Annotated in this window: 18 protein-coding genes; 10 read left to right on the forward strand and 8 right to left on the reverse strand. The window is 60.8% G+C overall.

The genetic code is table 11. The features are described from left to right. Nucleotides 1–166 precede the first annotated feature (166 nt). Both AEQ67_RS31860 and AEQ67_RS31865 read left to right on the forward strand, forming a co-directional pair. Nucleotides 167–1420, forward strand: a complete 1254-nt coding sequence (locus tag AEQ67_RS31860; protein ID WP_059407708.1) for an AAA family ATPase — start codon at nucleotides 167–169, stop codon at nucleotides 1418–1420. Nucleotides 1421–1422: 2 nt separating this feature from the next. Continuing rightward, entirely contained in the window at nucleotides 1423–2049 is a 627-nt protein-coding gene (locus tag AEQ67_RS31865; RefSeq protein WP_059408035.1) for an RloB family protein, read from the forward strand. 44 nt (nucleotides 2050–2093) lie between these two features. Here the strand turns inward: AEQ67_RS31865 and AEQ67_RS31870 are convergent, their stop codons facing one another. From AEQ67_RS31870 to AEQ67_RS31905, 8 genes are all read right to left on the reverse strand, one after another. Further along, nucleotides 2094–3578: an APC family permease gene (locus tag AEQ67_RS31870; protein WP_059407709.1), complete on the reverse strand. Its 1485-nt coding sequence runs from the start codon at nucleotides 3576–3578 to the stop codon at nucleotides 2094–2096. Between the two features lie 253 nt (nucleotides 3579–3831). Further along, nucleotides 3832–5256: a gamma-aminobutyraldehyde dehydrogenase gene (locus AEQ67_RS31875; RefSeq protein ID WP_059407710.1), complete on the reverse strand. Its 1425-nt coding sequence runs from the start codon at nucleotides 5254–5256 to the stop codon at nucleotides 3832–3834. Nucleotides 5257–5420: 164 nt separating this feature from the next. Then, nucleotides 5421–6230 carry an ABC transporter permease gene (locus AEQ67_RS31880; protein ID WP_059407711.1) on the reverse strand — a complete coding sequence of 270 codons (810 nt, stop codon included), beginning with the start codon at nucleotides 6228–6230 and terminating at the stop codon, nucleotides 5421–5423. Further along, entirely contained in the window at nucleotides 6220–7167 is a 948-nt protein-coding gene (locus AEQ67_RS31885) for an ABC transporter permease (RefSeq protein ID WP_059407712.1), read from the reverse strand. Before AEQ67_RS31885 ends, AEQ67_RS31880 begins: the two co-directional genes overlap by 11 nt. Before the next feature lies 1 nt (nucleotide 7168). Continuing rightward, nucleotides 7169–8206, reverse strand: a complete 1038-nt coding sequence (locus AEQ67_RS31890) for an ABC transporter ATP-binding protein (RefSeq protein ID WP_059407713.1) — start codon at nucleotides 8204–8206, stop codon at nucleotides 7169–7171. Between the two features lie 169 nt (nucleotides 8207–8375). Continuing rightward, entirely contained in the window at nucleotides 8376–9527 is a 1152-nt protein-coding gene (gene ydcS, locus AEQ67_RS31895) for a putative ABC transporter substrate-binding protein YdcS (RefSeq protein ID WP_059407714.1), read from the reverse strand. 221 nt (nucleotides 9528–9748) lie between these two features. After that, entirely contained in the window at nucleotides 9749–11206 is a 1458-nt protein-coding gene (locus tag AEQ67_RS31900) for a gamma-aminobutyraldehyde dehydrogenase (RefSeq protein WP_059407715.1), read from the reverse strand. 132 nt (nucleotides 11207–11338) lie between these two features. Next, nucleotides 11339–12253: a LysR family transcriptional regulator gene (locus AEQ67_RS31905; RefSeq protein WP_059407716.1), complete on the reverse strand. Its 915-nt coding sequence runs from the start codon at nucleotides 12251–12253 to the stop codon at nucleotides 11339–11341. Nucleotides 12254–12439: 186 nt separating this feature from the next. On the opposite strand from AEQ67_RS31905, the gene AEQ67_RS31910 reads away from it, so the two are divergent. The 8 genes from AEQ67_RS31910 (at nucleotide 12440) to AEQ67_RS31945 (ending at nucleotide 21810) form a co-directional block, all read left to right on the forward strand. After that, nucleotides 12440–13162, forward strand: coding sequence for a tellurite resistance TerB family protein (locus AEQ67_RS31910; RefSeq protein WP_059407717.1), 723 nt, complete (start codon nucleotides 12440–12442; stop codon nucleotides 13160–13162). A 223-nt stretch (nucleotides 13163–13385) separates the two neighbouring features. After that, complete coding sequence (locus AEQ67_RS31915) at nucleotides 13386–15008, forward strand: methyl-accepting chemotaxis protein (RefSeq protein ID WP_059407718.1); 1623 nt, start codon at nucleotides 13386–13388, stop codon at nucleotides 15006–15008. Beyond that, nucleotides 15008–15544, forward strand: coding sequence for a chemotaxis protein CheW (locus AEQ67_RS31920; RefSeq protein WP_059407719.1), 537 nt, complete (start codon nucleotides 15008–15010; stop codon nucleotides 15542–15544). Before AEQ67_RS31915 ends, AEQ67_RS31920 begins: the two co-directional genes overlap by 1 nt. Then, nucleotides 15541–16806 carry a CheR family methyltransferase gene (locus AEQ67_RS31925; protein WP_059407720.1) on the forward strand — a complete coding sequence of 422 codons (1266 nt, stop codon included), beginning with the start codon at nucleotides 15541–15543 and terminating at the stop codon, nucleotides 16804–16806. Before AEQ67_RS31920 ends, AEQ67_RS31925 begins: the two co-directional genes overlap by 4 nt. Then, nucleotides 16803–17486 (forward strand): chemotaxis protein CheW, encoded by a 684-nt coding sequence (locus tag AEQ67_RS31930; protein WP_059407721.1) that lies wholly within the window; start codon nucleotides 16803–16805, stop codon nucleotides 17484–17486. The genes AEQ67_RS31925 and AEQ67_RS31930 overlap by 4 nt, the downstream gene beginning before the upstream one ends. Continuing rightward, nucleotides 17483–19753 carry a hybrid sensor histidine kinase/response regulator gene (locus tag AEQ67_RS31935; RefSeq protein ID WP_059407722.1) on the forward strand — a complete coding sequence of 757 codons (2271 nt, stop codon included), beginning with the start codon at nucleotides 17483–17485 and terminating at the stop codon, nucleotides 19751–19753. The genes AEQ67_RS31930 and AEQ67_RS31935 overlap by 4 nt, the downstream gene beginning before the upstream one ends. Next, nucleotides 19750–20760, forward strand: a complete 1011-nt coding sequence (locus tag AEQ67_RS31940; protein WP_059407723.1) for a chemotaxis response regulator protein-glutamate methylesterase — start codon at nucleotides 19750–19752, stop codon at nucleotides 20758–20760. The genes AEQ67_RS31935 and AEQ67_RS31940 overlap by 4 nt, the downstream gene beginning before the upstream one ends. Nucleotides 20761–20808: 48 nt before the next feature. Next, nucleotides 20809–21810 carry a response regulator gene (locus AEQ67_RS31945; protein ID WP_059407725.1) on the forward strand — a complete coding sequence of 334 codons (1002 nt, stop codon included), beginning with the start codon at nucleotides 20809–20811 and terminating at the stop codon, nucleotides 21808–21810. The last annotated feature ends 131 nt before the right edge of the window (nucleotides 21811–21941 follow it).

Below are 21941 nucleotides of genomic sequence, written 5' to 3' on the forward strand. Positions count from 1 at the left end.
CGCCAAGTCTACTCTGGCGACGGTTGTTGTAGGAATTGGTGTTCTGGTTAGAAGGGCTGATCTGTAGGAATTGCCTGTTTTTGCATGAAGTGCGGTGAAGCAACGCCGCACCTGAAGTTTTTCCTATAGGTTTTCTGCCTTCAGTCATGAACTGCAGGTTTGCTACATGTTGATCGAGTTTTCGGTTGCCAATTATCGCTCCTTCCGTGAGAAGCAGACCCTGTCCATGGCTGCGACGCCGCGCCTGAGCAAAAAACGCAATGTATTCAAACCACCCGTAAAGGGAGAAAAACTGCCGGACTTGTTGAAGGTGGCCGCGATTTACGGACCCAATGCGTCCGGCAAATCTTCGCTGATTCGGGCGATGGGGATCATGGGGCATTTGCTCGCCTCTACAACGACTTCAAATGATGAACCTCTGCCGGTTTCACCGTTTCGTTTTGACCCGCAGCTCAAGGACGCCCCCAGTTTCTTTGAGTACAACTTCATTCAAGGCAGGCTCCGCTATCGGTTTGTTCTGCGCATGACGGCGCAGCGGATAACCGAGGAGCAATTGGTTTCCTACCCCAATGGCAAAGAAACGCTGCTGTATGAGCGTCGCTTTGATGATGAAAGGGAGCGCTATGTTTTTGGCTCAAGCCTTGAAGGTGGCGAAGAAGTTCACAACGCCTGGCGGCGTTTGACGAGCCCGAAGATGTTGTTTATTTCGCAGGCGGTTGCGAACAGTAGCGAGGAGCTGACGCAATTGCGGGGGCCGTTCAGCTGGTTTCAAACCGGTCTGCTCGTTATTGAACAGAACAACATGATGGGGCTGTCAGCAGCGTCCATCAGGTTCCTTCGAATGGCTTCGGATTACACGAGCGATTTGCGCGACTTTCTAAAGGAAGTGGACATTCCGGTGTCAGCGATCCAACTCAATACCGAGGATGCAGAGTCTGTTCAACGCGCTAAAAAACTCACCCTCAAGGAGTTCTTTGCCGCAGCCCAAAAAGACAAAGTCACCCTGACGCACACAAGTCTTTTAGGCAAAGCCGAGTTTGATTTTTCCGAGGAGTCTGGTGGTACGAAAAACCTGATCGGATTCTGGCTGCCCTGGTTCATGATCAATCACGCCGATGGGAGCGGAATCCTTGTTGTCGACGAGTTGGACAGCAGCATTCACCCCTCAATCGTCGCTGGCCTGATTGAGAAACACCTGAACAGTGGGTTGGATACTCAGCTGATCTTTTCCACTCACGACACACATCTAATGGACGCCAAAGCGCTTCGGCGCGATCAGTTCTGGATCACCGAACGAGATGCTAACGGCGCAACCGGCCTTTTCTCTGTTCATGATTTTGAAGGACGGGAAGGGGAGGACGTCGAGAAACGCTACTTTGAAGGGCGTTATCGCGGGTTGCCATTGATGAGGCGGGGTTGATCGTGGCGCGCTCGATACGCTTGTTTGATCGTAAGGCTCCGCGCTTCAAGCCTCAACCCAAAGTGCTAATCCTCTGTGAAGACAGCAAGTCAGGAAAGCGATATCTGGAGGAAGCTGCCTTTCACTTCCGCGCTAACGCTCAGGTTGAAATTGCTCACTGTGGGGTAACACACCCAAGTGGCATTGTGGAAAAAGCGATCATCCGTCAGAAACGCTTCGACAAGGTGTTCTGTGTATTGGATCGCGACACGCATCTGTGCTTTGAGCGGGCAATAAATCTGGCGAGGCCGCATCTAAAAATCAATGTCATCGCTTCATACCCCTGTTTTGAGTTTTGGCTGCTTTTACACTTCGGTTTCAATCGAAAGCCCTTTCGAGCGGTCGGGAAGCATTCTCCAGGCCACTTAGTGGCCAGAAGTCTCAGAGAGAAACCCAACATGGATAAATATGAGAAGGGTGAAAACAACAACTATTTTGCACAACTCTTGGGTGAGCCATTTCAAAGGGCACGCGCTTTAGCACCAAAGATTATCGAGGACGTCGCTGTCAGCGGCGAACCCAACCCCAGCACCGAAATCCACCTGCTGATGGATGAATTCGAAACCCTCTCCAAGCCTCAAGCCATCTAGCATCACGAACCCTGCCCGCATCACTGCGAGCAGGGCAAGCGTCGTTACCGACTAACCTTCCAGGCATCCCCCGCAGGCGCCGTCCCATGGTCATACGGCTTGGCAAGCCACATATAAAGCAGCCCCAACCCAATCACGATCGCCGTACTCAACACCATCGCGTAGTTGATGTACCACGCCGCATCCGGCGTACGCGGCCAGGCCATGTTGATGATCGCGCCGACGCCGTAAACCAGTGCGCCAATGTTCACGGCCCAGCCCCAGGCGCCGAGGGTGAATTTGCCGCTCGGTTTCCAGCCTTTCATGCGCGCATAGAGCGCCGCGAGGACGATCATCTGGAAGGCCAGGTAGATGCCGATGGCCGCGAAGCTGACGATGGTGGCCACCGCGTCCTGCAGGAAGAAGCCGAGGATGATGATCAGCGCCGGCAGGACGCCGGAGACGAACAGGGCTGCAACCGGCACCTGAGTTGTAGGGGAAATCTTTTTCAGCAGTGAGCTGCCGATGACCATTTCATCCCGTGCGTAGGAATACAGCAGACGACTCGCCGCTGCTTGCAGGCTGATGACGCAGGAGATGAAGGAAATCATCACCACGCCCATCACCACTTTCGAACCGACCGGGCCGAAGGCATTGTTGAGGATGGTGGTGACCGGGTCTTTGTCGGTGCCGTTGATCACGGCTTGCATGTCGGGCACGGCGAGGATCAGCGCCAGGCACGCGAACATCGCGGCGATGCCGCCGATGTAGATGGTCATGCGCATGGCCACCGGGATCTGCTTGCTTGGGTTCGGGGTTTCTTCGGCCACATCGCCGCAGGCCTCGAAGCCGTAGTAGAGAAACATCCCCGCCAGCGAAGCGGTGAGAAAGGCCGGCAGGTAAGAGCCGTCGATGCTGATGTCGAAGGTGTTGAACAACACGCTGATCGATTGATGACGTTCGAAGATTAGCAGGTAAACACCGACGATCACGGCACCGACCAATTCGCAGAGGAAGCCGAACATGGCGATCCGCGCCAGCACTTTGGTGCCGCTGAGGTTGACCAGGGTGGCGAACAGCGTCAGGAACAGCGCGATGACGATGTTGGTGTTGTTGCTCGGTTCAAAGCCCATCATCGCGGCCAGGTACGGGCCGGCACCGACTGCCACAGCGGCGATGGTCACGCACAGGGCGATGGAGTAGATCCAGCCGACCATCCACGCCCAGCGTTTGCCCACCAGGCGGCGGGCCCACGGGTATACGCCGCCGGAAATCGGGAACTGCGAGACCACTTCACCGAAGATCAGGCACACCAGCAACTGGCCGCAACCGACCAGTAAATAGGCCCAGAACATCGGTGGCCCACCGGCGGCGAGGCACAGGCCGAAGAGGGTATAAACCCCTACGACCGGCGAGAGGTAAGTGAAGCCCAGGGCGAAGTTTTCCCACAGGCTCATGCTGCGGTTGAAGTTCGAGGTGTAGCCCAGCTTGCGTAGCTGCTCGGCATCGCTGTCGGCGACGGCTGTGGAGAGTTCGGGTGATGCACTCATGGTGTGTTAGCTCCGGAAAATCGGCAGATTTCGGATGTCCGAAACCGTGGCGGGGCCTTTAAGGCTCAGCCAGGATCGGTGGTTATTGTTTTGACTTCTTTGGTGTGGAGCCTGGTGGTGCGTACTGCCGGTTTCTGCCTTGAAACCGAGGTGACGCCTTCGCGGGCAAGCCTCGCTCCTACAGGTTTTGTGGTGGGCTTTGATCATGTGAACGACACAAAACCTGTAGGAGCGAGGCTTGCCCGCGAAGCTTTTAATGCTTGAACATCACATGCCGCACAACGGTGTAGTCCTCCAATCCATACATCGACATGTCCTTGCCGTAACCGGACAGTTTTTGACCGCCATGGGGCATTTCGCTGACCAGCATGAAGTGCGTATTCACCCACGTGCAGCCGTACTGCAACCGCGCTGAAAGGCGATGTGCACGGCCGACATCCGCGGTCCAGACCGACGACGCCAGCCCATAGTCCGAATCATTGGCCCAGCCCAGCACCTGGGCTTCATCGGTGAACTTAGTCACTGACACCGCCGGCCCGAACACCTCGCGACGGACGATTTCGTCGTCCTGTTGTGCGTCGGCCAAAACGGTCGGTTCGAAGAAGAAGCCATTGCCGTCGACCGCCTTGCCACCAGTGATCAAGCGGATATGCGGCTGCGCCACGGCACGTTCGACGAACCCGGCGACGCGGTCGCGATGTTGTGCGGTGATCAACGGCCCCAGTTCGGTCGACGGGTCATCCTGCAAACCGTACTTGATGCTGCTGACCGCTTCGCCGAGTTTCTCGACGAATTTTTCGTAGATGCCGGCCTGGGCGTAGATACGGCATGCGGCGGTGCAGTCCTGGCCGGCGTTGTAGAAACCGAAGGTGCGAATGCCTTCCACGGCTGCGTCGATGTCGGCGTCGTCGAAGATGATCACCGGGGCCTTGCCGCCCAGTTCCATGTGCATGCGTTTGACGCTGTCGGCAGTGCTGGAAATGATGTTCGCGCCGGTGGCGATCGAGCCGGTCAGTGACACCATGCGCACTTTCGGGTGCGTGACCAATGGGCTGCCGACCGTAGGACCACGGCCAAACACCAGGTTCAGCACGCCGGCCGGGAAAATCTCCGACGCCAGTTCGGCCAGGCGCAGGGCGGTCAGCGGGGTTTGTTCCGACGGCTTGAGCACCACGGTATTACCAGCGGCGAGGGCCGGGGCGATTTTCCAGGCGACCATCATCAGCGGGTAGTTCCACGGCGCGATGGAGGCGATCACGCCGACCGGGTCGCGGCGGATCATCGAGGTGTGCCCGGCCAGGTATTCACCGCCCGCCGAACCGCTCATGCAACGGCTGGCGCCGGCGAAGAAGCGGAACACGTCGGCAATCGCCGGGATCTCGTCATTCAGCGCGGCGCTGTAGGGTTTGCCGCAGTTGTCCGATTCCAGTTTGGCCAGCTCTTCGCCATGGGCTTCGATGGCGTCGGCGAGTTTGAGCAGCAGCAGCGAGCGCTCTTTCGGCGTGGTTTGCGACCAGCTGTCGAAGGCGCTGTCGGCGGCCCGCACGGCGGCATCGACCTGCGCTTCGCTGGCTTCGTTGATTTCCACCAGCACACGGCCAAGGGCCGGGTTGAACACCGGTTGGGCGGGGCCGTCGCCGTCAATCAGTTGGCCGTTGATCAAGAGTTTGGTTTGCATGGCATTGTCCTCATTGCAGCTTTTATTTTTCTGTCGGAACCGTAAAACCTGTGGGAGCGGGCTTGCCCGCGATAGCGGTGGATCAGTCAACATCATCGTTAAATGTGACGCCCCCATCGCGGGCAAGCCCGCTCCCACAGGGGACAGTGGTGTCTGTTATGAATTTATTTCCCGCCACTCCCCGCAACGCTTTCGCCGCCACGGGTCAGGTAATAGGCGCCGAGAATCGGCAGCATGGTCACCATCATCACCAGCATCGCGACGACGTTGGTCACAGGCACGTCCCGAGGGCGGCTGAGCTGGTTGAGCAGCCACAGCGGCAGGGTGCGTTCATGGCCGGCGGTGAAGGTGGTGACGATGATTTCGTCGAACGACAACGCAAACGCGAGCATGCCGCCGGCCAGCAACGCCGAGCCGAGGTTGGGCAGGACGATGTAGCGGAAGGTCTGCCAGCCATCGGCGCCGAGGTCCATCGAGGCCTCGATCAAACTGTGCGACGTGCGGCGCAGACGGGCGATGACGTTGTTGTAGACGATTACCACACAGAAGGTCGCGTGGCCGACGATGATGGTGAACATCCCCGGTTCGATGCCCAGCGTCTTGAAGGTCGCCAGCAAGGCGATCCCGGTGATGATCCCCGGCAGCGCAATCGGCAGGATCAGCATCAGCGAGATGCCTTGCTTGCCGAAAAAATCCCGCCGGTACAACGCCGCTGACGCCAACGTGCCGAGTACCAATGCAATCAACGTTGCGACGGAGGCAATCTGCAGCGACAGCTTGATCGCTTCCAGAACGTCGGGCCGCGAGAAGGCCACGCCGATCCACTTCAAGGTGAAGCCTTTCGGTGGAAAGCTGAACGCCGCGTCTTCGGTGTTGAAGGCGTACATGAAGATAATCAGGATCGGGAAGTGCAAAAACACCAACCCGCCCCAGGCTGCGATGCGCAAGCCTATAGACGCTTTCTCAGAGTGCATCGAAGGCCCCCAGTCGTTTGACGATGGACAGGTAAAGGGCGATCAGCACGATCGGCACCAACGTGAACGCGGCCGCCATCGGCATGTTGCCAATCGCACCTTGCTGCGCGTAAACCATGCTGCCAACGAAGTAGCCCGGTGGCCCCACCAGTTGCGGCACGATGAAGTCGCCGAGAGTCAGGGAAAACGTGAAGATTGAACCGGCCGCGATGCCCGGAATCGACAGCGGCAACGTCACCTGCATGAAGGTCTGGCGCGGCTTGGCACCAAGATCGGCAGAAGCTTGCAGAAGCGATGGCGGCAAACGTTCCAGCGACGCCTGAATCGGCAGGATCATGAACGGCAGCCAGATATAGACGAACACCATGAAACGCCCCAAGTGCGAAGTCGACAACGTGCTGCCGCCCACGCCCGGAATACCCAACACGAACTGCAACACCGGCTCCAGCCCCAGGTGTTGCACGAACCACTGCGCCACGCCGCCCTTGGCCAACAGCAACGTCCAGGCATAGGCCTTGACGATGTAGCTGGCCCACATCGGCATCATTACCGCGATGTAGAAAAACGCCTTGGTCTTGCCAGTGGTGTAGCGCGCCATGTAGTAGGCAATCGGGAACGCGACGATGGCGCTGGCGATCGACACGACGATGGCCATGCTCAAGGTGCGCAGAATGATGTCGAAGTTCGACGGCTGGAACAGCGCGGCGAAGTTCGCCAGCGTCAGGTCCGGCGTGACCGCCATGGTGAAGTCGTCGAAGGTGTAGAAGCCTTGCCACAGCAGCACCAGCAGCGAACCGAGGTAGATCGCGCCAAACCACAGCAGCGGCGGCACCAGCAGCAGCGACAGGTAAAAGTTCGGCCGGCGATACAGTAGGTTGGCGAACCTGCGCAGCGGCGAGCCGCCCGCCGGGGTATGAGGGAGAGCCACGCTGGTCATCTCACACCCCGCCGACAATGTTGTCGTGCAGCGGGATCATGGCTTCCCGTGCCCAGCGTGCGCTGATGCGTTGGCCGGTCTGGTGTTGCGCGCTGACGTCCAGCCACTGCACGTTGGCCTGGCTGATGTTCAGGGTCTGGCCGTTTTCCAGTTTCACTTCATAGCGCGTGGCGCTGCCCTGGTACTGGATGTCGTGGAGCAGACCGCTGACTTCGATCTCGTGACTGGCCAGCGGGCCTTCGGCGAAACGCACGTGTTCCGGGCGAATCGAAAACGGCTGTGGATTGCCGCTCAACTGCTTCGCCAGATCGCCGCGAATCACGTTGGAGGTGCCGACGAATTCGGCGACGAAGGTGGTCGCCGGTTTCATGTAGAGATTGCGCGGCGTATCGACTTGCTCGATGCGCCCCTTGTTGAACACCGCCACGCGGTCGGACATCGACAGTGCTTCGGTCTGGTCATGGGTGACGAAGATGAAGGTGATGCCGAGCTGACGTTGCAGCTTCTTCAGTTCACTCTGCATTTGCTCGCGCAGTTTCAAGTCCAGAGCCCCGAGCGGTTCATCGAGCAGCAATACGCGCGGGCGATTGACCAAGGCGCGGGCCAGGGCCACACGTTGGCGCTGGCCACCGGACAATTGCACCGGTTTGCGCTCGCCGTAGCCGCCGAGGGCGACCATGTCGAGGGCTTCTTCGGCGCGCTTGTTGCGCTCGGCCTTGCCGACGCCTTTGACTTTCAGACCGTAGGCAACGTTGTCGAGGACGTTCATGTGCGGGAACAACGCGTAATCCTGGAATACGGTGTTGACGTCACGCTGGTACGGCGGCAGCCCGGCGGCTTCCTCGCCGTGAATTCGGATGGAGCCTGCGCTGGGTTGTTCGAAACCGGCGATCAGGCGCAGGCAGGTGGTTTTGCCCGAGCCGGAAGGGCCCAGCATGGAGAAGAACTCGCCGTCCTGGATGTCGATGGAAACCCGGTCGACGGCTTTCACTTCGCCGAACTGACGGGAAACGTTGGTGAACTGGACTGCAAGCGTCATGGTGCGGTGCTCCGAAAAGGCGCGCTTTCTATCAAGTAAATCGGGTATGCCGTGAAAAGATCGCAGCCTGCGGCAGCTCCTACAGGATTTGTGCAGGGCGCTGTATTTGCGGTGCATGCCGTCGGTGTAGGAGCTGCCGAAGGCTGCGATCTTTTGATCTTATGAAGGGTTATCTGCCGCCCATGATCGCGATGTAATCCTGGGTCCAGCGGCTGTACGGCACGAACTTGCCGCCTTCGGCCTGCGGGGTTTTCCAGAAGGCCAGGTTGGCGAATTGGTCGTAACCATTGGCCGCACACCCTTCAGCGCCCAGCAGTTCACTGGCCTTGCAACCTTCAGGCACTGCCGGCAATGCGCCGAACCACGCCGACACGTCACCTTGCACTTTCGGTTGCAGCGACCAGTCCATCCACTTGTAGGCACAGTTGGGGTGCTTGGCCTCGACGTGCATCATCGTGGTGTCCACCCAGCCCGTAGCGCCTTCTTTGGGAATCACCGAAGCCACCGGCTGCTTGTCGGCCACCAGGCCGTTGACCATGTAGCCCCAGGTGCTGGATGCCACCACGCCTTCGTTCTTGACGTCGCTCATCTGCACGGTCGCGTCATGCCAGTAGCGGTGGATCAACGGTTGTTGCTTGCGCAGCAGGTCCAGCGCCGCTTTGTACTGGGTTTCGTTGAGCTCGTAGGGGTTCTTGATGCCCAGTTCCGGATGGGTCGACTTGAGGTACAGCGCCGCATCGGCGATGTAGATCGGGCCGTCGTACGCCTGAACCCGGCCCTTGTTGGACTTACCGTCCGGCAGGGTCTGCTCTTCGAACACCACGCTCCAGCTGTCCGGCGCGGTCTTGAATACATTGGTGTTGTACATCAGCACGTTCGGGCCCCATTGATAGGGCGTGCCGTAGGTTTGTTTATTGACGACGTACCAGGGGCCGTCCTTGAGGCGCGGGTCAATGTTCTTCCAGTTCGGAATCAACGACGTGTTGATCGGCTGCACACGCTTGCCGACGATCAGTCGCAGGGAAGCGTCGCCGGACGCGGTCACCAGGTCATAACCGCCCTTGGCCATCAGGCTGACCATTTCATCCGAGGTCGCGGCGGTCTTGACGTTGACCTTGCAGCCGGTTTCTTTCTCGAAACCGGTGACCCAGTCATAGGCCTTGTCGCTTTCGCCACGTTCGATGTAGCCAGGCCAGGCCACGATATCCAGTTGACCTTCGCCAGCGCCGACAGCTTTCAGCGGTTCGGCGGCCTGGATACTGGCACTGGCGAGCAATGCAGTGGTGATTGCACTGAGCAGTGCGGTCTTGTGCACGAACATGGGAATTCCCTCTTCTTTAATTATGGTCGGGGCAGTTGTGAACGTGGTTGCAACGTTGTGAACACGGTCCTGTAGGAGCCGGTTTGCCGGCGAAGAGGCCTTCAAGCCTTGTGGTGTTTTTGCGGGCGCCTTCGCTGGCAAGCCAGCTCCTACAGGGGATCGCGGTGTTCTGACGTTTCAATACCAATGCCGTTACGGCTAATTGTTAGCGTAGTGCGCTTTTACAAATGCTGGCCGTGGCGGGCCATGATGTGCCGCACCACGCTGTAGTCCTGAAGCGAATCGCTGGATAAGTCTTTGCCGTAGCCCGAACGCTTCAGGCCGCCGTGGGGCATTTCGCTGACCAGCATGAAATGGCTGTTGATCCAGGTGCAGCCGTACTGCAAGCGCGCCGCGACCTGCATGGCTTTGTCGAGGTTCTGGGTCCAGATCGAGGAGGCGAGGCCGTATTCCGAATCGTTGGCCCAGTCCACCGCTTGTTCCAGTCCATCGAAGCGGGTCACGGTGACCACCGGCCCGAACACTTCACGCTGGACGATCTCATCGCTCTGTTTGCAACCCGCCAGCAAGGTCGGCTGGTAATAGAAGCCGGCGCCGGAATGCACCGCCGCACCGGTCACCCGTTCGATGTGCGGCTGGCCGAGGGCGCGTTCGACGAAACTGGCCACGCGATCGCGCTGGCGGGTGCTGATCAGCGGGCCGATTTCGTTGTCGGCGTCACGCTTGCCGGCGAAGCGCAGGCTGCTGACTGCCGCGCCGAGTTCAGCCACCAGGCGGTCGTGAATCCCGGCCTGTGCATAAACCCGGCACGCCGCGGTGCAATCCTGCCCGGCGTTGTAATAACCGTAGGTGCGCACACCTTCGACCACCGCTTGAATGTCCGCGTCGTTGCAGACGATCACCGGAGCCTTGCCGCCGAGTTCGAGGTGCGTGCGTTTCAGGGTTTTCGCTGCGGCCTGGAGGATTTTCTGCCCGGTGACGATGTCGCCGGTCAACGACACCATGCGCACTTTCGGGTGGCTGACCAAGTGGCTGCCAACGCCTTCGCCGCCACCGCAGACGATATTGATCACGCCGCGTGGCAGGATTTCCGCCAGCGCCGGCGCCAGGGCCAGGATCGACAGCGGCGTATGTTCCGACGGCTTGAAGACCAGGGTGTTGCCAGCGGCCAGGGCCGGGGCGATTTTCCACGCGGCCATCATGATCGGGTAGTTCCACGGCGCAATCGATGCCACCACACCAATCGGATCGCGCCTGACCATGCTGGTGTAACCGGGCAGGTATTCACCGCTGAGCTGGCCGGTCTGGCAACGCACGGCCCCGGCGAAGAAGCGGAAAACATCGACCGTGGCGCTCAAATCGTCCTGGCGCGCCAGGTGCAACGGCTTGCCGCAGTTCAGCGATTCGAGGCGGGCGAGGAGGTCGGCGTTTTTTTCGATGGCGTTGGCGATGTCCAGCAACAGGTTCGAGCGTTGCTGCGGCGTGGTCCGCGACCAACTGGCAAAGGCGCGATGGGCCGCGAGAATAGCGGCTTCGACTTGCTCGGTGCTGGCTTCGGCAATGTGCGTCAGCACTTCACCGGTGGCCGGGTTGAGGATCGGTTCGACAAAACCCTGGCCTGCGACCAATTCGCCATCAATCAACAACGCGGTGAACAAAGGGGTCTGCGCGCCAGCCATTTTTCGGGTTCTCTTTTCTTGTGTGGCCATGCTGCTCCCTGTGACTGGGGCCCGGCCGTCTTATATAGATACAACAAGACTAGTGCGCGGGTCCGAGGTCGACAAATACTAAATACTGAAGGTGGCATTCGATTAAATAGATGGCTTGCGTCCGCCGTGGGGTTGTTCGCGGGCGACGGTCAGGAAGGGGTCCACCAGCGCCGGGCGCGCGGTGCCTCGGCGCCAGGCCAGGCCGACGTCGAGCGTCTGGCTGAGGTCGGCAATCGGCCGGGCTTCGATGATGTCGCCCTCCAATGACCACGGGCGGTAGGTCATGTCGGGCTGGATCGAGACGCCCAATCCCGCGGCAACCAGGCTTCGAACGGCTTCCGTCGAGGCGGTTTTGAGCGTGATGCGCGGCTGCAGGCCGGCACCGCACCACATGCGGCGCGCGTTGCGATCCATCTCATCGACGTTCAGCTGAATCAACGGCTCGCGGGCTACATCGGCGAGGTTGATGCTGTCGTGCTCCAGCAAGGGATGCTGGGCCGGCAGCCACAGTCGATGGGGCGAATGGGTCAGGACTTCGGTCTGCAAGGCGTGACGGTCTTCGAGGTTGGAGAGGATCAGCACGCCGACATCGATTTCGCCGCTGACCAGCAAATGCTCGATGTATGGCCGCTCGTCTTCCATCACGCGGATTTCGACGTTGGGATACGCGCGCTGGAAACGGGTGAGCAAATCCGCCAGGTAGTAACCGGCGACCAGGCTGGTCACGCCGACGATCAATTGCCCGGCCACCTGGTCGGTGCTCTGCTGGAGGCTGCGTTTGGCGTTGTCGACGGTGGCTAGAATCAGGTGGGCCTGGCGCAGGAACTGGTGGCCCTGGTGTGTCAGCGTCATGCCCTTGGCGTGGCGGTTGAACAGGCCGACGCCGATTTCCTGCTCCAGTTGCTGGATCGCCAGGGTCAATGTCGACTGGGAAATGAACGCGGTTTGCGCGGCGGCGGAGATCGAGCCGGTCTCGGCCACGGCGATGAAGTGACGGATCTGACGCAAGGTCATCATGGGGAAAGTACCCGGTGGGCGGTTTTTATAGATTTGTTCGAGTGTATATCTATTTTTCTGAGGTGCTGCGGTCAGCGCAATGACGCAGCGCAACATCTCGAAGCACTCTCACACCCGGATCCCGGGCACTTTCGATCTAGGCTGGAGGCCTCAAGGTCGGTTAAACCCATTTCGTGGAGGCAACAAATGAACACCCGTGGATTGCTCGATCAACTACTCAAGTCCGGCCAGGACCTGTTGCAGAACAAGGCGGGCGGCACGCAGAACAAATCTTCCAGCGGCGGCCTGGGCGGACTGCTCGGCGGCAGTGGCGGCTCGGGTGGGCTTGGCAGCCTGCTCTCGGGCGCGGGCGGCGGTGCATTGGCGGCTGGCGCCATGGGCCTGTTGCTGGGCAGCAAGAAGGGCCGCAGTGTCGGCGGTAAAGTTCTGACCTACGGCGGCCTCGCGGCGCTGGGCGTGATTGCCTATAAGGCTTACGGCAACTGGCAGGCCCAGCAGGGCACTGCGCCAAAGGGCGAACCGCAAACCGTCGACCGCGGGCCAGCGGCTCAGGTTGAAAAACACAGCCAGGCCATTCTCAAGGCCCTGGTGGCCGCCGCCAAGGCGGACGGCCATGTCGATGAGCGCGAACGTGCGTTGATCGAAGGCGAGTTCACCAAACTCGACAACGATCAGGAGCTGCAACACTGGCTGCATGCCGAGCTCAACAAGCCGCTTGACCCGACCGATGTGGCTCGCGCCGCCAGCACCCCGGAAATGGCCGCTGAAATGTACATCGCCAGCGTGATGCTGGTGGACGAGGAGAATTTCATGGAAAAGTCCTACCTCGATGAACTGGCGCGCCAGCTCAAGCTTGAGCCGGGTTTGAAGGCTGAGCTGGAGAAACAGGTGCGTCAGGCCTCGGTGTAAGTCTTCAGGGCCTCTTCGCGGGCAAGCCTCGCTCCTACAGGACTTCGTGTGAACCTGTAGGAGCGAGGCTTGCCCGCGAAGACGTCCTCAGCTCCACCACACCCCTAAATGCCCCAATCCCGGCTATTTCTGCCAGAGATGAGAAATGCTGCGTAACCCTTGATAGATGCACCCCCACCCTCGGCTATACTCGGCAGCATTTGAATGGCCCCGAGGAATGACTGTGAAAAACTGGACGTTGCGCCAACGGATCCTGGCGAGCTTTGCAGTAATTATCGCCATCATGCTGCTGATGGTTATCGTCTCGTATTCCCGGTTGTTGAAAATCGAAGAAAGCGAAGCCAGCGTCCGTGACGACGCGCTTCCCGGGGTGTATTACAGCTCGATGATTCGCGGGGCCTGGTCCGACAGTTTCCTTCAAACCCAAGAGCTGCTGGGCTTGAAGCAAGGGCAGGGCATCAGTGCTGAAGATGCCGCCGATTACAAAAACTTCGAAGCGCGTCTGCAAGAGGAGATCAGTAACTATCGCGGCACCGTCACCACGGATGAAGACAAGGTCGAGTTCGCCGCTTTCGAAAAGCTCCATGCCAACTACAACAACGCCCTGGCGACTGTGCTCGACCTGCATAAACGCAATCAGGAAGCGGACGCCATCAAGGCGTTCAATGAACAGCTGATCCCGGCTTGGACAGCGGGCCGCATGAAACTCAACGACATCATCCGTGAAAACAAAGCGGTGGCCGACCAGGACATGGCAAACATTGATGACGCGGTGATCACCGCGAAAATCATCATGGGCATTTCCCTGTTGGTCGCGGTACTGGCCGCCGGCCTCTGCGGCCTGCTGTTGATGCGGGCGATCATGGCGCCGATGAATCGCATCGTGCAGATCCTCGAAATCATGCGCACCGGCGACCTCAGCGGCCGCCTGAACCTGGAGCGCAAGGACGAGTTTGGCGCCGTGGAAACCGGCTTCAACGACATGATGACCGAGCTGACGTCCCTGGTGTCGCAGGCCCAGCGCTCCTCGGTGCAGGTCACCACGTCGGTCACCGAGATTGCCGCCACTTCCAAGCAACAACAGGCGACCGCCACCGAAACCGCCGCCACCACCACCGAAATCGGTGCGACATCCCGTGAAATCGCCGCCACCTCCCGTGACCTGGTGCGCACCATGACCGAAGTGTCCACCGCCGCCGACCAGGCCTCAGTGGCCGCCGGTTCCGGGCAGCAAGGCCTGGCGCGGATGGAAGAGACCATGCATTCGGTGATGGGCGCGGCGGATCTGGTCAACGCCAAACTGGCGATCCTCAACGAGAAGGCCGGCAACATCAATCAAGTGGTGGTGACCATCGTCAAAGTCGCCGACCAGACCAATCTGCTGTCGCTGAACGCGGCGATCGAGGCTGAGAAGGCCGGTGAATACGGTCGCGGGTTTGCCGTGGTCGCCACCGAAGTGCGGCGACTGGCGGACCAGACTGCCGTGGCCACTTACGACATCGAGCAGATGGTGCGCGAGATCCAGTCGGCAGTGTCGGCCGGGGTCATGGGCATGGACAAGTTCTCCGAAGAAGTGCGCCGCGGCATGTCCGAGGTGCAGCAGGTCGGCGAGCAGCTGTCGCAGATCATCCACCAGGTGCAGGCGCTGGCGCCGCGGGTGTTGATGGTCAACGAAGGCATGCAGGCCCAGGCCACCGGAGCCGAGCAGATCAACCACGCGCTGGTGCAGTTGGGCGACGCCAGCAGCCAGACGGTCGAATCGTTGCGCCAAGCCAGTTTTGCCATCGATGAACTGAGCCAGGTGGCCGTAGGGCTGCGCAGCGGCGTCTCGCGATTCAAAGTCTGATGAGCGAACTCACGGCCAAACGCACCGCCGTGAAGCCGGCGGCGCAATCGTTGTTCCTGGTGTTCCGCATCGGCAGCGAGCGCTATGCCTTGCAGGCGGTCGAGGTGGCGGAAGTGTTGCCGCGCCTGCCCTTGAAACCGATCCCGCGTGCGCCGGACTGGGTTGCCGGGGTGTTCGCCTATCGCGGCGCAGTGGTGCCGGTGATCGATCTCAGCGCGCTGACCTTCGGCCAACCGGCCCAAGCCCGGACCAGCACGCGATTGGTGCTGGTCAATTACCGTGCGGATCAAACCGCGCCGGTGCAATTGCTCGGGCTGATTCTGGAGCAGGCGACCGATACCTTGCGCTGCAACCCGGCGGACTTTCAGCCCTATGGTCTGGATAACCGTCAGGCGCTGTACCTAGGGCCGGTGCGTGAAGATGCGCAAGGACTGCTGCAATGGGTGCGGGTCGCCGACCTGCTCGACGATCAGGTCCGCGTGCTGCTGTTCCCGTCGCCGCCCATGAACCTGACGCTGCTTGAGGAGCGGCCATGAGCAGCGATCAGCGGTTTTTCGATTTCCTCAAAGAGCGCATCGGCCTCGATGTGACCTCGGTCGGCCCGGCGATCATCGAGCGTGCGGTACGCCAGCGCAGCACCGCGTCCAACGCGCTGACGGCCGATGAGTATTGGCACACCTTGCTGGGGTCGCACGATGAGCAACAGGCGCTGATTGAAGCGGTGATCGTTCCGGAAACCTGGTTTTTCCGTTACCCGGAATCCTTCGCCACGCTGGCCAAATTGGCCGCCAAACGGCTGGCCGAGATCAACCACATGCGGGCGCTGCGAATTCTCAGCCTGCCGTGTTCCACTGGCGAGGAACCGTACTCGATTGCCATGGCCCTGCTCGATGCGGGGTTCAAGCCGCATCAGTTCAAGGTCGAAGGGATGGACGTCAGCCCGCTGTCGGGGGAAAAAGCCCGGCGCGCGCTGTACGGCAAGAATTCGTTGCGGGGCCAGGACATCGACTTTCGCGGGCGACATTTTACCGCCGAAAGCGATGGCTATCGCCTCAGCGGACGCGTGCTCGAGCAGGTGCGTTTGCAGGTCGGTAATTTGCTGGATCCGGCGTTACTGGCCAACGAACCACCTTACGACTTCGTGTTCTGCCGCAACCTGCTGATCTATTTCGATCAGCCGACCCAGCAACAAGTCTTCGAAGTGCTCAAGCGCCTGACCCACGTCGATGGCGTGCTGTTTATCGGCCCGGCCGAGGGCAGTCTGCTGGGGCGTTTTGGCATGCGATCGATCGGCATCCCGCAGTCCTTTGCCTTCAGCCGCCAGAGCTTGCCAGAACCTGAACCGCTTCCAGCCTTCGTTCCGACCCCTTTGCCCGTGCGCCAACCGGTGCGCAGCGTGACCCCGCCGCCCGTGCGCAGTCGCCCGTTTGCCACGGTTGCACCGCTACCCGTTACCCCGAAAGCTTCGGACGCCGCGACATTGCTGGCCAACATCGCCGCCCTCGCCAACGAAGGCAAAAGTGCCGAAGCCCGCGCCGCATGCGAAAGCTATTTACGCAGCCACGAACCGGTGGCTCAGGTGTTCTATTGGTTGGGGCTGCTCAGCGATGTCGCCGGCAGTGCGCTTGAAGCCCAGGGTTTTTATCGCAAAGCGTTGTACCTCGAGCCGCAACATCCCGACGCGTTGATGCACCTGGCTGCCTTGCTGCAATCCCAGGGCGACACGGCGGGGGCCAGACGCTTGCAGGCACGCGCCGCCCGCAGCGAACGCGCCGCCGACAGTGAGCGTAAACGATGAACGCCACCGACACTTTCCGCCTCACCCATGACGATGCCGAGGCCATCGACGATTGCTGGAACCGCATCGGTATCCACGGCGACAAGTCCTGCCCGCTGCTGATCGAGCATATTCACTGCCGCAATTGCGCGGTGTATTCGGCCGCCGCCACGCGCTTGCTCGACCGCTACGCGTTGCAGCAGGAAGACCGCGGGCAAGTGTCCACCGTGGCCGAGAGCGAAGTGAAAACCCGCTCGCTGTTGATGTTCCGTCTCGGCGAAGAATGGCTCGGTCTGGCGACGCGCAGCCTGGTGGAAGTGGCGCCGTTGCAGGCAATTCACTCCTTGCCGCATCAACGCTCCCGGGCCTTGCTCGGTGTGGCGAATGTGCGCGGCGCCCTGGTGGCGTGCCTGTCTTTGGTCGAGTTGCTGGGGCTCGATGGCGTCAGCAGCGTGGCGTCCGGCGCGCGAGTCATGCCGCGGATGCTGATCATTGCTGCCCACGGCGGGCCGGTGGTGGTGCCGGTCGACGAAGTGGACGGGATTCATGCCATCGACGAGCGCATCCTCGATGCCGCCTCCCGATCTGGCGCGCAGGCCAGCGCCAAATACACCCGTGGCGTGTTGCAATTCAAAGGACGCAGCCTGCGTTGGCTGGATGCAGACCAGTTGCTGTCCGCCGTGACCCGGAGCCTCACATGACCCCCGAGCAAATGCGCGACGCCTCTTTGCTGGAACTGTTCAGCCTCGAAGCCGAGGCTCAGACCCAAGTGCTGAGCGCGGGGCTGCTGGCGCTTGAGCGCGATCCGACCCAGGCCGATCACCTCGAGTCGTGCATGCGCGCGGCGCACTCGCTCAAGGGCGCGGCGCGGATCGTCGGGGTCGATGCCGGGGTCAGCGTGGCCCATGTGATGGAAGATTGCCTGGTCAGTGCCCAGGAAGGGCGCCTGTATCTGCGCCCCGAGCACATCGATGCGTTGTTGCAAGGCACCGATCTGCTGATGCGCATCGCGACGCCGAACAACAATCCCGTGCCAGCAGACATCGAGGCCTACGTGGCCCTGATGGCGCGGCTGCTCGATCCCTTGGCGCTGGCCGCGCCGATCAGCACGCCGATAGCGCCCTTCATGTCCGCGCCCGAGCCCGAGGCGCCCGCACCCGTTGTCGAAGGGCCGACCCCGGTTGCCGAGCCGAGCAAGAACAAGCGCACCACCGAAAACGGCGAACGCGTATTGCGGGTCACCGCCGAACGTTTGAATAGCCTGCTCGACCTGTCGAGTAAATCCCTGGTGGAAACCCTGCGGCTCAAGCCGCACCTGGCCACCATGCAGCGCCTCAAACGCATGCAGAACAATGGCCTGCGGGCCCTGGAAAACCTCAACGTCCACCTCAAGGATCTTGCCTTGAGCCTGGAAGCACAGGAAGCCCTCGATGATGCCCGCCGGTTGTTGGCGGAAGCCCAACAGCTGCTGGTGGAAAAAAACGCCGAACTGGATGAGTTCGCCTGGCAGGCCAGTCAACGGGCGCAGGTGTTGTACGACACGGCGCTGGCCTGTCGCATGCGGCCGTTTGCCGATGTGTTGACCGGGCAAGTGCGGATGGTCCGCGACCTCGGCCGCAGTCTTGGCAAGCAAGTGCGGCTGGAGATCGAGGGCGAAAAGACCCAAGTCGATCGCGACGTGCTGGAAAAACTCGAAGCACCGCTGACGCACCTGCTGCGCAACGCCGTCGACCATGGCATCGAATCGCCGGAGCAACGGCTGTTGGCCGGCAAGCCGGCTGAAGGGCTGATTCGCCTGCGCGCCTCGCATCAGGCCGGATTGCTGGTGCTGGAGCTGAGCGATGACGGCCATGGCGTCGACCTGGAAAAGGTCCGCCGCAGCATCATCGAGCGCCAATTGTCGCCAGCCGAAACCGCCGCGCAGTTGAGCGAAGAAGAACTGCTGACCTTCCTGTTCCTGCCGGGCTTCAGCCTGCGGGATACAGTCACCGAAGTCTCCGGGCGCGGCGTCGGCCTGGACGCGGTTCAGCACATGGTCCGGCAAGTACGCGGCGCGGTGGTGCTGGAGCAGACGGCGGGCGAGGGCAGCCGCTTCCATCTCGAAGTGCCGCTGACCCTGTCGGTGGTGCGCAGCCTGGTGGTGGAAGTCGGTGACGAGGCGTATGCCTTCCCGCTGGCGCACATCGAGCGTATGTGCGACCTGGAGCCGGCGGACATCGTTCAGGTCGAAGGTCGCCAGCATTTCTGGTACGAAGGCCGGCATGTCGGGCTGGTGGCGGCCAGTCAACTGTTGCAGCGTCCGGCGAGCCAAAACAGCCCGCAAACCCTCAAAGTCGTGGTGATCCGCGAGCGCGAGGCGATCTACGGCGTGGCGGTCGAGCGTTTCATTGGCGAGCGCACGCTGGTGGTATTGCCGCTGGATGAGCGTCTGGGCAAGGTCCAGGACATTTCCGCCGGGGCGTTGCTCGATGACGGCTCGGTGGTGCTGATCGTCGACGTCGAAGACATGCTGCGTTCGGTGGACAAACTGCTCAATACCGGGCGTCTGGAGCGGATTGCCCGCCACAGCAACCAGGTCGTGGAAGCCGCGCGCAAGCGGATCCTGGTGGTCGACGATTCCCTGACTGTGCGCGAGTTGCAGCGCAAGCTGTTGCTCAACCGCGGCTACGATGTCGCGGTCGCGGTGGACGGCATGGATGGCTGGAATGCCCTGCGTTCGGAGGATTTTGATCTGCTGATCACTGACATCGACATGCCACGCATGGACGGTATCGAACTGGTGTCTTTGTTGCGCCGGGACAATCGATTGCAATCGCTACCGGTTATGGTGGTGTCCTACAAGGATCGAGAAGAGGACCGTCGTCGTGGACTGGACGCCGGAGCCGACTATTATCTAGCCAAAGCCAGTTTTCATGACGACGCCCTGCTCGATGCAGTGGTTGAGCTCATCGGAGGAGCGCGGGCATGAAAATCGCAATCGTCAACGACATGCCCATGGCCGTAGAGGCCCTGCGCCGCGCTTTGGCCTTCGAACCGGCGCACGAGGTGGTCTGGGTGGCCAGCAACGGCGCCGAGGCGGTGCAACGTTGCGCCGAATTCACCCCGGACCTGATCCTGATGGACTTGATCATGCCGGTGATGGACGGCGTCGAGGCGACCCGGCGAATCATGGCCGAGACCCCGTGCGCCATTGTGATTGTCACCGTCGACCGGCAGCAGAATGTGCACCGCGTGTTCGAAGCCATGGGCCATGGCGCGCTGGACGTGGTCGATACGCCGGCGCTCGGTGCCGGCAATGCGCAGGAAGCGGCCGCGCCGTTACTGCGCAAAATCATCAACATCGGCTGGCTGATCGGTGACCGTGGCAATCGCGAGCGCTCGGCACCGGCGCCGCTGCGCAGTTCGGCCTCGCGCCAGCGCCTGGTGGCCATCGGTTCGTCCGCTGGCGGCCCGGCAGCGCTGGAAATATTGCTCAAAGGCTTGCCACGGGATTTTTCGGCGGCAATCGTGCTGGTGCAGCACGTCGATCAGGTATTCGCCGCTGGCATGGCCGAATGGCTGAGCAGTGCCAGCGGCCTGAATGTTCGTCTGGCTCAGGAAGGCGAGCCGCCACAAAGCGGCACGGTCCTGCTGGCCGGCACCAACCACCATATTCGTTTGTTGAAAAACGGCACGCTGGCCTACACCGCCGAACCGGTCAACGAGATCTATCGGCCGTCGATCGATGTGTTTTTCGAGAGCGTGGCCCATTACTGGAGCGGTGACGCCGTGGGTGTTTTGCTCACCGGCATGGGACGCGATGGCGCGCAGGGGCTTAAACTCATGCGCCAGCAAGGTTACCTGACCATCGCTCAGGATCAGAACAGCAGCGCTGTGTACGGAATGCCCAAAGCGGCAGCGGCCATCGACGCTGCCGTCGAAGTTCGACCACTGGACAAGATAGCGCCACGATTGCTGGAGATATTCCCAAAATGATCAATTTTCACAGCAATCCTGGCCCAAGTAGTACTCAGGTGACTGCACATGAATGACTTACAGATCGACGGCTTCAAAACCGACGAAAACGCCGCGATGGTGTTATTGGTGGACGATCAGGCGATGATCGGCGAGGCCGTGCGACGGGGGCTGTCGAATGAAGACAATATCGACTTCCATTTCTGCGCCGACCCGCATCAGGCCATCGCCCAGGCGATCCGCATCAAGCCGACGGTGATTCTCCAGGACCTGGTGATGCCCGGCCTGGACGGTTTGACGCTGGTGCGCGAGTACCGCAACCACCCGGCGACCAAGGACATTCCGATCATTGTCCTGTCGACCAAGGAAGACCCGCTGATCAAGAGTGCAGCGTTCGCCGCCGGAGCCAACGACTACCTGGTGAAACTGCCGGACAATATCGAACTGGTGGCGCGCATCCGCTATCACTCGCGTTCCTACATGACCTTGCTGCAGCGTGATGCGGCTTATCGGGCGTTGCGGGTCAGCCAGCAGCAGTTGCTCGACACCAACCTGGTGCTGCAACGCCTGATGAACTCGGACGGCCTGACCGGGCTGTCGAACCGTCGGCATTTCGATGAATACCTGGAGCTTGAGTGGCGACGCTCACTGCGTGACCAGAGCCAATTGTCGTTGCTGATGATCGATGTGGACTACTTCAAGTCCTACAACGACAGCTTCGGCCACCTTGAAGGCGATGAAGCCTTGCGCAAAGTGGCCACAGCCATCCGTGACGCCAGCGCCCGCCCTTCGGACCTGCCGGCCCGTTACGGCGGTGAAGAATTCGCCCTGGTGCTGCCCAATACGTCGCTGGGCGGTGCCCGGCTGGTGGCGGAAAAACTGCGCCAAACCGTGGCGGCGCTGAAAATTCCGCACATATTCCCGGTTGAAGGTTCGATCCTGACCATCAGCATCGGCTTGTCGACCATGACCCCGCAACCGGGCGGCGATTGCCGTCAATTGATTTCGGCGGCGGACAAAGGGCTGTACCTGGCGAAGAACAATGGGCGGAATCAGGTCGGCATCGAATAACCACTGCTGAACTACGCTCCTGTAGCAGCTGTCGAGCCCGCGAGGCTGCGTCTGCGGTGCTCCTGAAAAAACCGCGCCCTGTAGCAGCTGTCGAGCCTGCGAGGCTGCGTTCGAGGACGAAGTCCTCGCCA

It is taken from the genome of Pseudomonas sp. RIT-PI-q (genome assembly GCF_001297125.1).
Lineage (GTDB): Bacteria > Pseudomonadota > Gammaproteobacteria > Pseudomonadales > Pseudomonadaceae > Aquipseudomonas.

Bases quoted from the DNA above. Each gene is read 5' to 3' on its own strand.
- AEQ67_RS31860 (WP_059407708.1), top strand. From the start codon at position 167: ATGTTGATCGAGTTTTCGGTTGCCAATTATCGCTCCTTCCGTGAGAAG.
- AEQ67_RS31870 (WP_059407709.1), bottom strand. From the start codon at position 3,578: ATGAGTGCATCACCCGAACTCTCCACAGCCGTCGCCGACAGCGATGCC.
- AEQ67_RS31875 (WP_059407710.1), bottom strand. From the start codon at position 5,256: ATGCAAACCAAACTCTTGATCAACGGCCAACTGATTGACGGCGACGGC.
- AEQ67_RS31880 (WP_059407711.1), bottom strand. From the start codon at position 6,230: ATGCACTCTGAGAAAGCGTCTATAGGCTTGCGCATCGCAGCCTGGGGC.
- AEQ67_RS31885 (WP_059407712.1), bottom strand. From the start codon at position 7,167: ATGACCAGCGTGGCTCTCCCTCATACCCCGGCGGGCGGCTCGCCGCTG.
- AEQ67_RS31890 (WP_059407713.1), bottom strand. From the start codon at position 8,206: ATGACGCTTGCAGTCCAGTTCACCAACGTTTCCCGTCAGTTCGGCGAA.
- ydcS (WP_059407714.1), bottom strand. From the start codon at position 9,527: ATGTTCGTGCACAAGACCGCACTGCTCAGTGCAATCACCACTGCATTG.
- AEQ67_RS31900 (WP_059407715.1), bottom strand. From the start codon at position 11,206: ATGGCTGGCGCGCAGACCCCTTTGTTCACCGCGTTGTTGATTGATGGC.
- AEQ67_RS31905 (WP_059407716.1), bottom strand. From the start codon at position 12,253: ATGATGACCTTGCGTCAGATCCGTCACTTCATCGCCGTGGCCGAGACC.
- AEQ67_RS31910 (WP_059407717.1), top strand. From the start codon at position 12,440: ATGAACACCCGTGGATTGCTCGATCAACTACTCAAGTCCGGCCAGGAC.
- AEQ67_RS31920 (WP_059407719.1), top strand. From the start codon at position 15,008: ATGAGCGAACTCACGGCCAAACGCACCGCCGTGAAGCCGGCGGCGCAA.
- AEQ67_RS31925 (WP_059407720.1), top strand. From the start codon at position 15,541: ATGAGCAGCGATCAGCGGTTTTTCGATTTCCTCAAAGAGCGCATCGGC.
- AEQ67_RS31930 (WP_059407721.1), top strand. From the start codon at position 16,803: ATGAACGCCACCGACACTTTCCGCCTCACCCATGACGATGCCGAGGCC.
- AEQ67_RS31935 (WP_059407722.1), top strand. From the start codon at position 17,483: ATGACCCCCGAGCAAATGCGCGACGCCTCTTTGCTGGAACTGTTCAGC.
- AEQ67_RS31940 (WP_059407723.1), top strand. From the start codon at position 19,750: ATGAAAATCGCAATCGTCAACGACATGCCCATGGCCGTAGAGGCCCTG.
- AEQ67_RS31945 (WP_059407725.1), top strand. From the start codon at position 20,809: ATGAATGACTTACAGATCGACGGCTTCAAAACCGACGAAAACGCCGCG.